Raw genomic sequence first — 15004 nt, 5'->3', positions numbered from 1 at the left:
CCCCCCCCCCCCCCCCCCCCCCCCGCCCCAGAGGAGTCGCATCATGACCGTCATCACGCGCGCCGAGCGGAGCACCCGCACGAGGACGCCCGCCGAAGAACCGTCGATCCCGCAGCGCAGAGGGGGGACCGCGGGGTACTGGATCTACCTCCTGCCCGGGTTCGTCCTGCTGCTCGTCATCATCGTCATCCCCCTCCTCTTCAACGTCTATCTGACGTTCACGAAGTGGCGCGGAGTGCGCGAACCGGAGTTCATCGGCCTCGACAACTGGCTGAAGATCTTCACCGACGAGAAGTTCTGGACCTCGTTCGCGAACTCGATCTGGATGGTCATCGCGATGGTCGTCGTGCCGACGGTCGTGGGCCTCATCGTCGCCGCCCTCCTGTTCGACGTCGTCGGGCGCAAGTTCGGCGGCAAGGTCGGCAGCTTCCTGCGCGCGAGCTACTACCTCCCGCAGATCCTTCCCATCGCCGTCGCCGGCATCGTCATCGGCTGGCTCTTCCGGCCGGGCGACACGGGCGCGATGAACCAGATCCTGAGCGTGGTCGGCATCCCCGCCGTGGACTGGCTCGGCCAGATGCCCTCGGCCCTGCTCGTCCTCATGCTCGTGCTCGTGTGGGTGCAGATCGGCTACCCGATCGTCGTGTTCATGGCCGCACTGCAGCGCGTCGATCCCGAGCTCTACGAGGCCGCCGAACTCGACGGTGCGAACTGGTTCCAGCGCTTCGGTGCGATCACCCTCAGCATCATCCGGCCCGAGGTCTTCGTCGTCACGCTCACGTGCACGATCGCCGCCCTGAAGGTGTTCGGTCCGGTGTACGTCATCACCCAGGGCGGGCCCGCGGGAGCCACGCTCGTCCCCGCCTACTACGCCTACACGGAGTTCTTCACGAAGCGGAACATCGGCTACGGCGCGACCATCGCGACGGTGCTCACGATCCTCGTCGTCATCGTCTCGATCATCTTCATCCGCGTGCAGAACTCGCTGGAGCGCAAGGAAAGGGCGGGACTCTGATGGCCGCGACGACCGCAATCATCACCTCGGGCAAGACCCGGGTGCGCCCGCGCGGCGGCATGACCAAGAAGCGCGCGCTCGACTGGCTTCTGCTCGCCGCCGTCATCGTCGGCGCACTCATCGTGCTGGTGCCCTTCTACCTCATCCTCGTCAACGCCTTCAAGTCGCCGGTCGACTACGCGACGTCGGGTCCGTTCGCCCTTCCGCAGGCGATCGACTTCTCGGGCATCCAGGCGTTCTGGGAGCGGGTGAACTTCCCCCAGAAGGTGTGGAACTCCATCTTCATCTCCGGCGTGGTGGCCGTGCTCGCCGTGCTGATCTCGGTGCTCAACGCGTTCGCGATCGGCATCGGGCGCGTCCGCGGCCGCACGTGGATCGTGCTGCTGTTCCTGCTCGCGAACCTGCTTCCGCAGGAGGCGCTCCTGTACCCGCTCTACTACATGTTCAAGTCGGTCGGGCTCTACGACAGCGTCTGGTCGGTCATCATCGTCTTCACCGTCGTCCAGGCGGCGTTCGGCACCTATCTGCTGGCGTCGGTGTACGGCACCTTCCCCAAGGAGATCCTCGAGGCCGCCTCGCTCGACGGAGCGACGCGGTGGCAGATCCTGTGGCGGGTCGTCTTCCCGATCAGCCGGCCGACACTGGCGGTGCTGCTCATCTTCTTCTTCATCTGGACGTGGAACGAGTTCCTGATCCCGCTGACCTTCCTGCCGTCCAACGCCAACCAGACGGTGCCGGTGGCGATCAGCGTGCTCACCGGTGACCGGCTCATGGACGTCACGACCACGGCGGGAGCGGCGCTCATCAGCATCATCCCGACGATCATCTTCTTCCTCATCTTCCAGCGCACCCTCACGCGGGGCATCACGGCAGGAGCAGTCAAGTAATGAAGTTCACCGACGGGTTCTGGCAGCTCCGGCCCGGGGTCGAGGCGCTGTACGCCCAGGAGGCGTACGACGTCTGGCAGACCGATCGCACCCCGGACGGCCCCGGTCTCGTGGTCACCGCGCCCACGTCCGTGATCGCCAAGCGCGGCGACACCCTCAACCGTCCGGTGCTCACCGTCACCCTCTCCTCGCCCCTCGAGGGCGTGGTGCGCGTGCGCATCGCCCACCACGAGGGCGGTCGCTGGCACGGCGGATTCGCGCTGCCCGGCGCCGTCGAAGGCGGCGCGGGCGAGGCCGCCGCGACCGACGACGGCGGGACCATCACGACCGGGGGGCTCACCGCGCGCGTGACCGCGGGCGCACCGTGGTCGCTGTCATTCGCGCACGGCGACCGCGTGCTGACCTCGAGCGGGCACAAGGCGCAGGGCTACGTGAAGCTCGCGCCGGGCGCCCAGGTCGACCGCGGTATCGTCGACAACTCGCGCACCGGCGCGCCGGCACCGATCGAGCGCGTGTTCGTCCACGAGCAGCTCGACCTCGGGGTCGGCGAGCTCGTCTACGGGCTGGGCGAGCGGTTCGGCCCCGTGGTCAAGAACGGCCAGAGCGTCGAGATCTGGAACGCCGATGGCGGCACCTCGAGCGAGCAGGCCTATAAGAGCGTGCCGTTCTACCTGTCGGATCGCGGCTACGGCGTGCTCGTCAACGACCCCGGGCACGTGTCGTTCGAGATCGGCTCGGAGGCCGTCGAGCGCGTGCAGTTCTCGGTGCCCGGCGAGGTGCTCGAGTACTTCGTGATCGACGGTCCGACGCCGAAGGACGTGCTGACCCGCTACACCGCGCTGACCGGACGCCCGCCCGTCGTGCCGGCCTGGTCGTACGGGCTCTGGCTGTCGACGTCGTTCACGACCGACTACGACGAGGCGACCGTGACCTCGTTCATCGACGAGATGGCGGCGCGGGAGCTGCCGGTCTCGGTGTTTCACTTCGACTGCTTCTGGATGCGCGAGTTCAACTGGTGCGACTTCGAATGGGACCCGCGCACCTTCCCCGACCCCGACGGCATGCTCGCCCGCCTGCACGACAAGGACCTCCGCGTCTGCGTGTGGCTCAACCCCTACATCGGCCAGCGCTCGCCGCTGTTCGCCGAAGCCGCCGAGCGCGGCTTCCTGGTGAAGCGCGCGGACGGCTCGGTCTGGCAGTGGGACCTGTGGCAGGCCGGCATGGGCCTCGTCGACTTCACGAACCCCGAGGCGACCGCCTGGTACCAGTCGCACCTGCGGCGTCTGGTCGACCAAGGCGTGGACTGCTTCAAGACCGACTTCGGCGAGCGGATCCCCGTGGACGTCGAGTGGGCCGACGGCTCCGACCCGCAGCGCATGCACAACCTGTACACGCAGCTCTACAACGAGGCCGTGCACGCGGTGCTGGTCGAGAAGCGGGGCGAGGGCGACGCCGTGCTCTTCGCCCGCTCGGCGACCGCGGGCGGTCAGACGATGCCCGTGCACTGGGGCGGCGACTCGACGTCGACGTTCGTGTCGATGGCCGAGACGCTGCGCGGCGGGCTGTCGCTCGCGTACAGCGGATTCGCGCACTGGAGCCACGACATCGGCGGGTTCGAAGGGACCCCGGATACCGCGGTCTACAAGCGCTGGACCGCGTTCGGCCTGCTCGGCAGCCACAGCCGCTTCCACGGTTCGGGCTCGTACCGCGTGCCGTGGGCGTTCGACGAGGAGGCCGTCGAGGTCACCCGGCGATTCACGCACCTGAAGATGCACCTCATGCCCTACCTGTTCCAGGCGGGAGTGGATGCCGCGGCCACCGGCCTGCCGCTGCTGCGGCCGATGCTGCTGGAGTTCCCCGACGACCCCGCCGTGCGGCACCTGGACCGTCAGTACATGCTCGGCGGCGACATCCTGGTGGCTCCCGTCTTCTCGGAGGCGGGCGAGGTCGAGTTCTACCTGCCGGCCGGCGAGTGGACGAGCCTGCTCACCGGCGAGACGGTGACGGGCGGCGGATGGCGTCGCGAGACCCATGGCTTCGACAGCCTGCCGCTCTATGTGCGGCCCGGAGCAGTCATCCCGTGGGGCGCGCGCAGCGACCGACCCGACTACGACTATCTCGACGGGCTCACGCTGCGCGTCTTCCCCGGCGGCTCGGGAGCCCGCGACGTGACGGTCACGACCCCCGACGGCCGGAGCGAGACGTTCACGGCCGACCTGTCGGAGGTGACACGATGACACCCGTGACTTCTGCGACGATCACCCAGGGCAGCCCCGACTACCGCGACGCGGGTCTCGTGTTCCCGCCCGGCTTCACGTTCGGCTCGGCGACGGCGTCGTACCAGGTCGAGGGCGCCTTCGACGAGGACGGCCGCGGCCCCTCGATCTGGGACACCTTCAGCAAGACGCCCGGCAGGGTCTGGAACGGCGACACCGGCGACGTCGCCTGCGATCACTACCACCGCGTCGACGCCGACCTCGACCTGATGAAGGAGCTCGGACTCGGCGCCTATCGATTCTCGATCGCGTGGCCGCGGATCATGCCGACCGGCACCGGCGAGGTCAACCAGGCTGGGATCGACTTCTACTCCCGGCTGGTCGACGGTCTGCTCGAGCGCGGCATCCTTCCGGTGGCGACGCTCTACCACTGGGACCTGCCGCAGGCGCTGGAGGATGCCGGCGGCTGGCCGGTGCGCGCGACGGCGGACGCCTTCGAGCGCTACGCCGAGGTCATGGGCGCGGCGCTCGGCGACCGGGTGCACACCTGGACCACGCTGAACGAGCCGTGGTGCTCGGCCTACCTCGGCTACGGACAGGGCGGGCACGCGCCCGGGCGGCACGAGCCCGCCGCCGCGCTCGCCGCGGTGCACCACCTCAACCTCGGCCACGGCCGCGCCGTCCAGGCGCTGCGCGCGACGTCGACGGGCGACCCCGACTACTCGATCACCCTCAACTTCCACGTGCTCCGCGGCGTGGGCGACGGGGCCGGCGAGGCCATGCGCCGCATCGACGGCCTCGCCAACCGTGTCTTCACGCACCCGCTGCTGAAAGGCGAATACCCGTCCGACGTGGTCGCGGACACGGCATCCGTCACCGACTGGTCGTTCGTGCGCGATGGTGACCTCACCGCGATCCACCAGCCGATCGACGTGCTGGGCGTCAACTACTATTCGACGGCCACCGTGCAGCTCTGGGACGGCGTCTCGCCGAAGCAGATGAACGACGGGCACAAGGGCGCCGCCGGCGGCACCGCGTGGCCGGGCAGCGATCAGCTCGTCGAGTTCGTCGCGCAGCCCGGCCCGTACACCGAGATGGGCTGGAACATCGCTCCCGAGGGACTCGAGGAGCTCCTGCTGGCGCTGAAGGCGGAGTTCCCCGCCCAGCCGCTGATGGTGACCGAGAACGGCGCAGCCTTCGCCGATGTCGTCGCCGACGATGGGTCGGTGCCCGACCCGGAGCGGCTCGACTACCTGCGCCGCCACTTCACCGCGGCTCACCGCGCGCTGGAGCAGGGGGTGGATCTGCGGGGCTACTTCGTGTGGTCGCTCCTCGACAACTTCGAGTGGGGCTATGGCTACGCCAAGCGCTTCGGGATCGTGCGCGTCGACTTCGACTCGCTCGAGCGCACGGTCAAGGACAGTGGACGCTGGTACGCCGAGCTCGCGAAGACCGGAGTGCTCCCCGCCTGAGGCCGTCGCACAGAATCGGAGATCTTCGTCGACACACCGGGGGACGGATGCCGCGCCCAGCGTGTCGCGCACGATCTCCGATTCTGTGCACCGGCGCCTGGGTGCGACCCGGGAGGTCGCCGAGCGAACGCCGCGACATCCCGCCCGCCCGCGTCCCGGCGGGGGTGGGCGGGCATACCCTGACGAGGTGACTGAGCTGCGCTTCACCCACGAATCGGATGCCTCGCGCTACACGCTGCACCGCGGCGACGACCTCGTGAGCGTGCTCGACTATCGCGACGACGGCCGCACCGTCGCGATGACGCGCGCGTACACGGTGCCCACGTTCCGCGGGCACGGCTACGCCGGCGAGCTCGTCGACCGGGCGGTCGCCGAGCTCGAGCGCTCGGGTTCGCGGGCCGTCAGCCCGGTCTGCTGGTACGTGGCCGACTGGTTCGCGGCCAACCCCGGTCGCAACGGCATCCTCGCCGGACGCCGCTCCGCCTAGTCACCTGCTCCGCCGCCCGGCCCTATGCTGGCCGCGTGCGCATGGAAGAGGTGTTCACCACCGTCGCCGTGGGGTTCGAGGCCGTCGGCGCCGCCGCGATGATCGTCGGCTTCGTCATCGCCGTCGTGCTCGGTGCGCGGTCGCTGGCCCGGCACGAGGGCGGAGGTGCGGCGTTCACCACCCTGCGCACGACGCTCGGCGCCGCGATCCTGCTCGGTCTCGAGGTGCTGGTCGCCGCCGATCTCATCCGCACCATCACGTCCAAACCGTCACTCGAGGACGCCGCGATCCTCGGATTGATCGTGCTGATCCGCACGCTGCTGTCGATGTCGATCCAGATCGAGATCGAGGGCACCTTGCCGTGGCGTCGCGCCCTCACGCGCACGGGCGGTCAGATGCTGGGCGATGCGGTCGCCCGGGATCGTGCGGCCGGCCGCGCTGCCGCGGGTACGGATGCGGTCGGCGCCGCCGAGAGTCGCTGACTCGGCTTGTCAACCCCCTGATGCCCCAGCGGGGCTCCCCACAGGGTGGAGGGTGACGAGAGGAGCGCCTCATGGACCGTGATCTTCCCGATGGAGTGATCGACGCAGACCCGCCCGGCGGGTGGGACGAGGTCGGCGACACCGAAGCACAGGAGCGCAGCGCCGAGGAGGCCGACTCCGAGACGCTGCTGACCGACACCGCGCTGCAGCCCGACGACCCCATCGAGGGCGAGGCGGCGCGGCAGGGAGCCGACCCCGATCTCGGGGTGACCGAAGAACGAGGCGAAGAGGAGCCGTGATGAGCACCACAGGCAACGAGTTCGAGCAGCCCGGCGTCAACTACCCCGACCGGGGTGACGCGGCCGGCGCCACCGGAACCCCCGGTTCGGAGGACCCGACCCGAGAGGGCGGCGTCACGCCTGAGCCGACGAGCGGCAGCCATCTCGAGGCGGCCGACGAAGGCGCGGACGCCGCGCCGACGACGGCGGACGGCCCCGCGCAGGACGCCGAACCGGCGGCGGCCGCAGCCGCGGAGCCGAGCCACGAGGCGGTCGGCATCGGCGTGATGGGATCCGCGGACGGGCTCGACCACCATGGGCAGGACGAAGGGCGCGACACGCTCACCGTCGGCGAAGCCCAGCGTCAGGAGGGCGGTCTCGGCACCGAGCAGGAGCAGCGGCTGCCTGCGATGTCGCAGAACGACGCCAGCGCCATCGACAAGGTGTCGGGCATCGCCGCGCAGACGCGAGCCGACGTCGGCACAGAGCCGGTGGGACGCATCGCCGAGGTGCTGCAGCAGCGGCTCGATCAGGCCGGTGTGGACCTGCCGGCGGCTGACGTCGACGAACTGGCGAACCAGATCGCGACGGGTGACGCCGCATCGCCGGAGCAGGCGTAGAGACGAGCGATGCCCGCCCTCGATGTGAGGGCGGGCATCGTGCTGTCGGGCGATCATGCCCTCGGCGAGGGCGTGGTCGTTGGTCGCGTCAGGCGATCGCGCAGGCGGTCGGGCAGGCGTCGGCCGCAGCGGCATGGACCCCGATCGGTCGGGCCCACACGCCGCGCGGGCGTGCGGGGGCGGCCTGCGTCGGCGCGACGGCCGGAGCGGCGAGCGCGGCGGCCTGAGACTCGCGGCGTGCGCGGATGGAGCGCAGCAGGGCGAGTTCGCGATCGCGCCACATGGTCTCGTGGCGGTACTGCTGTTCGGCGGCGGTGACGAGCGAGAGCATTGTTTCCTCCGTTGCTTCCGATGACCACAACGTACGCCGGGGGTCCGACATTGCAGGCTCCCGCGGAGGTGGCAGGAATCCGCTCGATCGCGGCAGTCCGTCAGCGGTCGCCGGCGAACGCCCGGATGAGTGCGGCGGCGGGCGCGGCATCCCGGATCATCGTCTCGTGACCGCGGTCGGGCACCTCCTCGAGGCGCGCGTCGGGCATCGACGCGACGATGCGCTCGCACCAGGCTCGGGGTGCGACCAGGTCGTTCTCGCCGCGCAGCACCAGCGTCCGGGCCGAGACGGCGGGCAGCACGTCCTCCGGGCGGTGGACGAGCATCGCGCGGAACTTCGTGAGCAGCTTCGGGCCGGCGCGCACGTACTCGCGGGCACCGCGGGCGATCACCTTGGGACTCTCGCCTGCGATGTCGCGCAGCAGCCGCGACAGCTGCCGGAGGCCCGATCGTGCGTCGGGATCCACGGTCGGCCCCACGAGCACGAGGGCGGAGACGGCGGACGGATGCCGCGCCCCGAGCTCCAGGGCGATCTGCGCGCCCATCGAGTGGCCGATCACGATGACGGGTCCGTCAGCGTGGCCGCGCAGGTAGGCGGCGATCAGATCGGCCGTGCGCTCCATCGTGAGGACCCGGCGAGGCTCGGGCGCCTCGCCGTACCCCGGCAGGTCGATCGCGATGACCTCGGCGCGATCGTCGAGATTCGCGATGAGGTCGGCGAAGACGCTCCGGCCCATGCCGATTCCGTGGACGAGCAGGTAGACGGGGTCGCCGGCACCGCGGCGCTCCACCACCAGGGTCGCGCCGGCGAAGGAGAACTCTCGGGCCGGACTCACCCCAGAAGCGTATTCGACCGGCTCATGCCGCCCCGGGTTCGTCGCGCAGCCCGACCCGGTCGGGGATGTCGAACTGCACCCGCCGCAGCCACTCCGGATCCGGCCACGGACGCGACGCGGGGAGGGCGCGCAGGCGGGCGCGCAGCGCGGCCGCCGAGGCCTCGACCGGCAGCACGCGAGAGGGTGCGCGGTGCGCGAGGGCGCCGAGCCACCAGTGCCGCCACGTGCCCTCGATCGACTCGGGCCCGACGACGACGTAGTAGTCCGGCATCACCGCCTCGCCGTGGGCGAAGAGATCGAGGAAGGTCTGCACCTCGACCTCGAGCGTGCCGAGCGTGGCGCGCTCCTCGTACAGCTCGACCCAGGCCGCCGCGACGTGCTCGAGCGGGTCGGCATCGTGCACGACATACGGGGAGGCCGCCGACACGACCGCACGGGCGGCCTCGGCGGGATGGGCCGCGCGCAGCGACAGTGCGCGGACGGCCGGAACGTCTGCGAGGCCGCTCAGCAGCGGCTCGCTGTCGCCGCCGACCAGGGCGACGACGGTGGATCGCGGAGCGGGTTCCGTCGCGGGCGCCATATTCCACGATACGTCCGCAGGAGCGTGCGCGGGCGGCACGCGCCGCCGGGTCGAGGCATCCGCTCAGCTCGCTTCCAGCACGACCGTCGACAGATCGGCCCCGAACGTGAACCGCGCGTCGACGCTGCCGCCCCGCAGCACGCCCGGCAGCCACCGCACCGTGTCGGCGCGCATGCGCCCGTAGGGGATCTCGCCGAGCGGGAACCATCGGGGCGCGAGGGTCGCGCTCGCCGCCGGGACACCGGTGAACCGCCGGCACACGAATACGGTCGCATGCTCCGACAGCGTCCGCCGTGTCGGGAAGTGCCGCTCCACGACGCCCGCTTCACGGAGATCGGATGCCGCGACCCCGACGCCGACCTCTTCGAGGAGGCCGCGCACGGCGGCGTCGCGCGCTGTCTCGCCCCGCTGCAGAGCGCTGCCCGCGCCGACGATCCGCCCCCGTCCGGCGCCCGTCAGCCGGTCGCCCAGGAGCACCTCGAGGCCGTCCGCGCCGGTGCGCATCACGAAGACGACGCACACCTCGGGCAAGGGCATGGGAGCAGGCTACGCCCTGCGAACGGCCTCTCCCGTCGGCCTCGCCCGGCCTGCCTCGACCGCGATGTCGGCGCGCGAACGTACGGTGTGAGCATGCGGATCCTGCACACCTCGGACTGGCACATCGGGCGGTCGTTCCACGGCCACGCCACGCTCGATGCGCTCGGCGGCGTGCTCGAGGTTCTCGTCGGCCAGGTGCGCGAGCACGAGGTCGACGTCGTGGTCGTGGCGGGCGACGTGTTCGACTCCGCTGCGCCGGCCGCAGCCTGCTACGGCGTGCTCACCGGCGCGCTGGCCGCACTCTCCGACGCCGGTGCGACCGTGGTGGTGACGAGCGGCAACCACGACTCGTCGGCGCGCCTCGGATTCCAGTCGTCGCTGCTGCGGCAGGGCATCCACGTCGTCACCGATCCCCTGACGACGGGCACGCCCGTCACCGTCGACGACGAGCACGGACCGGTGCACTTCTACGGCATCCCGTTCCTCGAGCCCGCGCTCGTGCGCCACCTCTGGCCCGACGCCGAGATCCGCTCGCAGCGTCTCGCGATCGAGTACGCGATGGGGCTCGTCCGCGTCGATGCCGCGCGTCGCGGCGGGCGCTCCGTCGCGATCGCCCACTGCTTCGCCGCCGGCGTCGACGCCACGCCCGGCGTCGAGCGCGAGATCCGGCAGGGCAGCCTCGACGTCGTTCCGCTGGCCGCGTTCGACGGGCCGGACTACGTCGCGCTCGGTCACATCCACGGCCGCCAGCGGCTGTCCGACCGCGTCCGCTACGCCGGTGCCCCGCTGCACTACAGCTTCGGCGAGGGCGACAAGCCCCGCGGCTCGTGGCTGATCGACCTCGATGCCGACGGCCTCGCCGCGGTGGAGTGGCTCGACCTGCCGGTGCCGCGCCGCCTCATGACGATCCGAGGCTCGCTCGACGAACTGCTCGGCGATGAGCGCTTCGCGGAGGCCACCGACGCGTGGGTGTGCGCGCAGTACACCGACGCCACCCCGCAGCTCGATCCCATGCGCCGGCTGCAGGCGCGGTTCCCGCACTGCGCCACCGTCATGCACACGCCCGAAGGCCTGCGCGGCGACGACGGCCTCACCTACTCGCGCCGCGTGCGCCAGGCCCGCAGCGACGCCGAACTGGTCGATGCCTTCCTCGTGCACGTGCGCGAGGGAGAGGGGGCCTCCGAGCGCGAGTCCGAGGTCATCCGCGACGTCATCGACGAGCGCACGCTCGCGGAGGCGAGAGCGTGAGGCTGCACCGACTCGAGGTCACCGGGTTCGGGCCGTTCCGCGAGCGGCAGGTGGTCGACTTCGACGCGTTCGCCGACGACGGCATCTTCCTCATCGCGGGCCGCACCGGCGCGGGCAAGTCGAGCGTTCTCGACGCGGTGACCTTCGCGCTCTATGGCGGGGTGCCGCGCTACGACGGATCCGACAAGCGGCTGCGCAGCGACCATTGCGCCCCCGAAGACCCCACCGTCGTGACCGTCGAGTTCAGCGCGGGCGGCCGCCGCTGGCGCGTGACGCGCTCCCCGGAGTACGAGCGTCCGAAGCAGCGCGGCACCGGCATGACGACCGAGCCCCACCGGGCTCAGCTCGACGAGCACGTCGAGCGGGAGTGGATCGGCCGCGCTGCGCGACCCGTCGACGTCGCGCATGCGCTCGATGAGATCCTCGGACTCAGCCAGCAGCAGTTCCTCCAGGTGATCCTGCTGGCGCAGAACCGATTCGCCGAGTTCCTCCTCGCGAAGAACGACGAAAGGCAGCGGCTGCTGCGCCGACTGTTCGGCACGCGCACCTACGAGGCCTATCAGCTCGCGCTCGAGGAGCGGAGGAAAGATGCCGAGCGCTCGCTCGCAGCGGCCGGTGACGGCGTCGAGATGCTGCTGGCGGAGGCCGAGCGGCTCCTCGCGGCCGGGGAGCTCGACGGCGGGTCGCCCGTCGAGCCGCTCGCCCCGGCGGAGCGCCTGCCCGCTGCGGCTGTGGGGGTGCAGCGCGCCGAGTACCGCGCCGAGACGCTCGTGCGCGAGCGCGCCGAGGCCGACGCGGCGCACCGCTCCGCCGAGAACGCGCACTCCGCGGCGAAGACGCTGCGCGACAAGCAGGAGCAGCGCGCCCGGTCCCGGGCAGCGCTCGAGGCCCTCGAGGCGGCCGAGTCCGCGATCGCTGCCGACCGTGGGACGCTGACGCGCGCCCTCGAGGCCGAAGCGCTCCGGGCGCCGATTGAGGCTGCGGTCGGCGCGGCCGAGGCCGCGGCAGCCGCCGTCACCGAGGTGGCGCGTGCGCGTGCGGCCTGGGCCGAGGCCGCCGCCATCGACGACGCGGAACTGTCCGTCGATGCCCTCGCGGCCTTCATCGAGCAGCAGACCGGCGATCTCGCCGTGTGGTCCGCCGCCGAGGCCCGCGAGCGCGACCTCGCCCGCCTGACCGCCGAGCTCGCCGAGGGCGAGGCGCGCGCGACGGAGCACACCCAGAACCTCGGCCGGATCGATGAGCTGCGAGGCGCATTCCCCGCACGACTCGCCGAGCTCGACGCCGAACTGAGCGCGGCCCAGGGAGCCGCGGGCGCCCTCGACGCGGCGATCGCGCATCGCGACGCACTGGCGGCCCGTCTCGCCGCCGCGCAGGAGGCCGCACGCCTCGAGGACGCCGCAGGTGCGGCGGAGGCGGCGTATCTGCACGCGAGCGCCGAGCTCGACACCGCGCGGGCGGTCGTCACCTCGCTGCTGCAGCGCCGGCTCGCGGGCCGCGCCGGCGAGCTCGCCGCGGAGCTCGTCGACGGCGAGCCCTGCGCCGTGTGCGGCGCGACAGAGCATCCGGCCCCGGCTCCGGCCTCCGACACCCCCGTCTCCGATGATGAGATCACCGCAGCCGAGCACGCACGCGATGTCGCCGCCGAGGCGGAGCAGGCGGTGGCCGCGCGCGCGAAGGAAGCACGCGAGCGCTGCGCGGCGGCGGTCGCACGGGCGGGCGGTGCGGATGCCGACACCTTGACGACCGAGCTCGCGGCGGCCGAGGCGTCCGTCGCCGCCGCGTCCGAGGCGGCCGCACGCCGTGATCGCCTGGCGACGGAGCGCGCGCAGCTCGCCGCCACCGAGGCCGAGGCGCGGGCGGAGCGCGAGTCGCTGGCGACGGAGCTCGGTGCCCTGCGGGAGCGCCTTGCCGCGCTCGCGGCCGATGCGGCCTCTGCGCGCCGTGCCGTCGACGACGCGCGCGGCGACTTCGCCGGCGTCGCCGACCGCATCGCCGACGCCACGGCGAAGCGGTCCCTGGCGACCGCGCTGCGCGACGCACTGGCGACGGCCGATGCCGCGCAGGCCTCCGCCCGGCGCGCTGCCGGCGACCGCGACGCCCGGATCGCGGCATCCGCGTTCTCCGACGCCCTCGACGCGGCCGCGGCCCTGCGCGCGAGCGAGGCGAGGGTCGCCCTCGACGAGCGCATCCGCGAGCACGAGGTCGCCCTGCGGACGGAGCGCGATCGTCTGCGCGATCTCGAGCTCGAGCTCGCCGGGGCGCCGGAAGAGCCGGTCGACGTCGCGGCGACCGCTCTCGCGCTCGATGCGGCTCGCGACCAGTGGAGCGCAGCCGTCGATCGGGCGGCGCACGCGTCGCAGGTCGCCGAGCGGCTCGCCGACCTCGTCCGGCGCGCGACGACCGCGCATGACGCGATCAGCGGACTCGCCGCCGACCACGCGGTGATCGCCCGGCTCGCGAACACAGTGGCCGGCCGGGCGCCGAACACGCATCGCATGACGCTCGAGTCCTTCGTCCTCGCCGCCGAACTGGAGGAGATCGTCGAGGCCGCCAATCTGCGGCTCGACGACATGTCGTCCGGGCGCTATCGCCTGCAGCACAGCGACGCCCTCGCGGCGCGCGGCGCGTCGTCTGGACTGGGCCTCTCGATCATGGATGCGCACACCGGCCTCGCCCGTCCGGCGCAGTCACTGTCGGGCGGCGAGACGTTCCTCGCGTCGCTTGCGCTGGCGCTCGGTCTCGCCGAGGTCGTCACCGCACGTGCCGGCGGCGTGCGACTGGACACCCTGTTCATCGACGAGGGATTCGGCTCGCTCGACGACGACACGCTGGAGCTGGCGATGCGCACGCTCGACGAGCTCCGCCAGGGCGGCCGCACGGTCGGCCTCATCAGTCACGTCGCGGCGATGAAGGAGCAGCTCCCCGCGCAACTGGCCGTCGAGGCCACTCCCCAGGGGCCGAGCGTCATCCGCCAGGAGGCCGCCCTGCCCGCGTGACGCGGCACCCATTGCCCCGCCCGGATACACGGGTGTAACGTTCGCGCAGGATCGTTCCTGGGGACCGATCACGCCCGAACCGCCGGCTCCGTCCGGCCGCGGCCGCGCGCCGCGCACGCTCCATCCACAACGTCGTACGGAGTACTTCCACATGCGCACCTCATCCTGGGGGCGCCGCGCCCTCGCCACCCTCGCCGCCTCGGCGATCATCGTCACCGGCAGCCTGTTCACGGCGTCCGCCGCCCACGCGGCTCCCCTCCCACCGGACAACGTGCGTGTCATGGCCGCGCTGGGCGACTCGATAACCCAGGCCTCGATGACCTGCAGCAGCCTGCTCAACTGTCCGGCGAACAGCTGGGCCACCGGGTCGACGACGTCGGTCAACTCGCAGCTGCTCCGCCTTCGCGCGACCGCGGCGCCCGACAATGCCGTCGGGTACAACAACGCGGTCGCCGGGGCCGCCTCCGGAGCCCTCAACACGCAGGCCGCCAAAGCCGTGACTCAGGGAGCCCAGTACGTCACGATCGAGATCGGGGCGAACGATGCGTGCACCAAGACCGTCGGCGCCATGACGCCGACCGCCACGTTCAAGACCAACGTGCAGAACGCGCTCGTCACGCTGTCGAAGAGCGCCGCCGCGCCGCAGGTCTTCATCGCGAGCGTTCCGAACCTGCTGCGGATGTACGAGGTCAACAAGTCCAGCGCCAGCGCGCGACTCACGTGGGCCCTGCTCGGCATCTGCAAGTCGATGCTGGCGAATCCGTCGAGCACCAAAGCGGTAGACGTCCAGCGTCGAGCCGCGGTGCAGCAGCGGGTCGATGAATACAACCTGGCGCTCGCGGAGGCGTGTGCGGCGTACGTGTGGTGCCGATACGACGGCGGGGTCGTCGCGAACTACGCGTTCACCCGGGCCGACATCTCCACGCGCGACTACTTCCACCCGTCGCTGTCCGGTCAGGCGAATCTGGCCGCCATCACCTGGCCGAAGACGCAGTGGGCGTCGTGATGCGATGACGC

At 71.7% G+C, this 15004-nt stretch carries 15 protein-coding genes; 11 read left to right on the top strand and 4 right to left on the bottom strand.

Annotated features, from left to right (window positions below; all coding sequences use genetic code 11):
• Nucleotides 1–43: 43 nt before the first annotated feature.
• The 8 genes from H9622_RS02785 (at nucleotide 44) to H9622_RS02750 (ending at nucleotide 7457) form a co-directional block, all read left to right on the top strand.
• Nucleotides 44–1015, top strand: coding sequence for a carbohydrate ABC transporter permease (locus H9622_RS02785; RefSeq protein WP_191764032.1), 972 nt, complete (start codon nucleotides 44–46; stop codon nucleotides 1013–1015).
• Nucleotides 1015–1902 carry a carbohydrate ABC transporter permease gene (locus H9622_RS02780; RefSeq protein ID WP_191764031.1) on the top strand — a complete coding sequence of 296 codons (888 nt, stop codon included), beginning with the start codon at nucleotides 1015–1017 and terminating at the stop codon, nucleotides 1900–1902. The genes H9622_RS02785 and H9622_RS02780 overlap by 1 nt, the downstream gene beginning before the upstream one ends.
• Nucleotides 1902–4139, top strand: a complete 2238-nt coding sequence (yicI, locus tag H9622_RS02775; protein ID WP_191764029.1) for an alpha-xylosidase — start codon at nucleotides 1902–1904, stop codon at nucleotides 4137–4139. The genes H9622_RS02780 and yicI overlap by 1 nt, the downstream gene beginning before the upstream one ends.
• Nucleotides 4136–5590 (top strand): GH1 family beta-glucosidase, encoded by a 1455-nt coding sequence (locus tag H9622_RS02770; RefSeq protein WP_191764020.1) that lies wholly within the window; start codon nucleotides 4136–4138, stop codon nucleotides 5588–5590. The genes yicI and H9622_RS02770 overlap by 4 nt, the downstream gene beginning before the upstream one ends.
• Nucleotides 5591–5777: 187 nt before the next feature.
• Entirely contained in the window at nucleotides 5778–6077 is a 300-nt protein-coding gene (locus H9622_RS02765; protein WP_191764018.1) for a GNAT family N-acetyltransferase, read from the top strand.
• A gap of 41 nt (nucleotides 6078–6118) precedes the next feature.
• Nucleotides 6119–6559: a DUF1622 domain-containing protein gene (locus H9622_RS02760; RefSeq protein WP_225221672.1), complete on the top strand. Its 441-nt coding sequence runs from the start codon at nucleotides 6119–6121 to the stop codon at nucleotides 6557–6559.
• A gap of 71 nt (nucleotides 6560–6630) precedes the next feature.
• Nucleotides 6631–6858 (top strand): hypothetical protein, encoded by a 228-nt coding sequence (locus H9622_RS02755; RefSeq protein WP_191764014.1) that lies wholly within the window; start codon nucleotides 6631–6633, stop codon nucleotides 6856–6858.
• Complete coding sequence (locus tag H9622_RS02750) at nucleotides 6858–7457, top strand: hypothetical protein (RefSeq protein WP_191764011.1); 600 nt, start codon at nucleotides 6858–6860, stop codon at nucleotides 7455–7457. The genes H9622_RS02755 and H9622_RS02750 overlap by 1 nt, the downstream gene beginning before the upstream one ends.
• Nucleotides 7458–7545: 88 nt before the next feature.
• On the opposite strand, the gene H9622_RS02745 is transcribed toward H9622_RS02750, so the two are convergent.
• The 4 genes from H9622_RS02745 to H9622_RS02730 all read right to left on the bottom strand — a co-directional run bounded on the left by H9622_RS02745 (nucleotide 7546) and on the right by H9622_RS02730 (nucleotide 9740).
• Entirely contained in the window at nucleotides 7546–7788 is a 243-nt protein-coding gene (locus H9622_RS02745) for a hypothetical protein (protein WP_191764009.1), read from the bottom strand.
• A 100-nt stretch (nucleotides 7789–7888) separates the two neighbouring features.
• Complete coding sequence (locus tag H9622_RS02740) at nucleotides 7889–8623, bottom strand: alpha/beta fold hydrolase (RefSeq protein ID WP_191764007.1); 735 nt, start codon at nucleotides 8621–8623, stop codon at nucleotides 7889–7891.
• 22 nt (nucleotides 8624–8645) lie between these two features.
• The gene (locus H9622_RS02735) at nucleotides 8646–9203 is read right to left on the bottom strand and encodes a hypothetical protein (RefSeq protein ID WP_191764005.1); all 558 of its coding nucleotides are present in this window, start codon (nucleotides 9201–9203) and stop codon (nucleotides 8646–8648) included.
• 63 nt (nucleotides 9204–9266) lie between these two features.
• Nucleotides 9267–9740 (bottom strand): 8-oxo-dGTP diphosphatase, encoded by a 474-nt coding sequence (locus H9622_RS02730; RefSeq protein ID WP_191764003.1) that lies wholly within the window; start codon nucleotides 9738–9740, stop codon nucleotides 9267–9269.
• A 93-nt stretch (nucleotides 9741–9833) separates the two neighbouring features.
• Between H9622_RS02730 and H9622_RS02725 the strand changes: the two genes are divergently transcribed.
• The 3 genes from H9622_RS02725 (at nucleotide 9834) to H9622_RS02715 (ending at nucleotide 14993) form a co-directional block, all read left to right on the top strand.
• Nucleotides 9834–10988: an exonuclease SbcCD subunit D gene (locus H9622_RS02725; RefSeq protein WP_191764001.1), complete on the top strand. Its 1155-nt coding sequence runs from the start codon at nucleotides 9834–9836 to the stop codon at nucleotides 10986–10988.
• Entirely contained in the window at nucleotides 10985–13987 is a 3003-nt protein-coding gene (locus tag H9622_RS02720; protein ID WP_191763999.1) for an AAA family ATPase, read from the top strand. Before H9622_RS02725 ends, H9622_RS02720 begins: the two co-directional genes overlap by 4 nt.
• Nucleotides 13988–14138: 151 nt before the next feature.
• The gene (locus H9622_RS02715; RefSeq protein WP_191763997.1) at nucleotides 14139–14993 is read left to right on the top strand and encodes an SGNH/GDSL hydrolase family protein; all 855 of its coding nucleotides are present in this window, start codon (nucleotides 14139–14141) and stop codon (nucleotides 14991–14993) included.
• Nucleotides 14994–15004: the final 11 nt, after the last annotated feature.

Source organism: Microbacterium gallinarum, assembly GCF_014837165.1.
Lineage (GTDB): Bacteria > Actinomycetota > Actinomycetes > Actinomycetales > Microbacteriaceae > Microbacterium > Microbacterium gallinarum.
The sequence above is the reverse complement of the archived record's forward strand: the minus strand, read 5'-3'. Positions and strand labels throughout refer to the sequence as shown.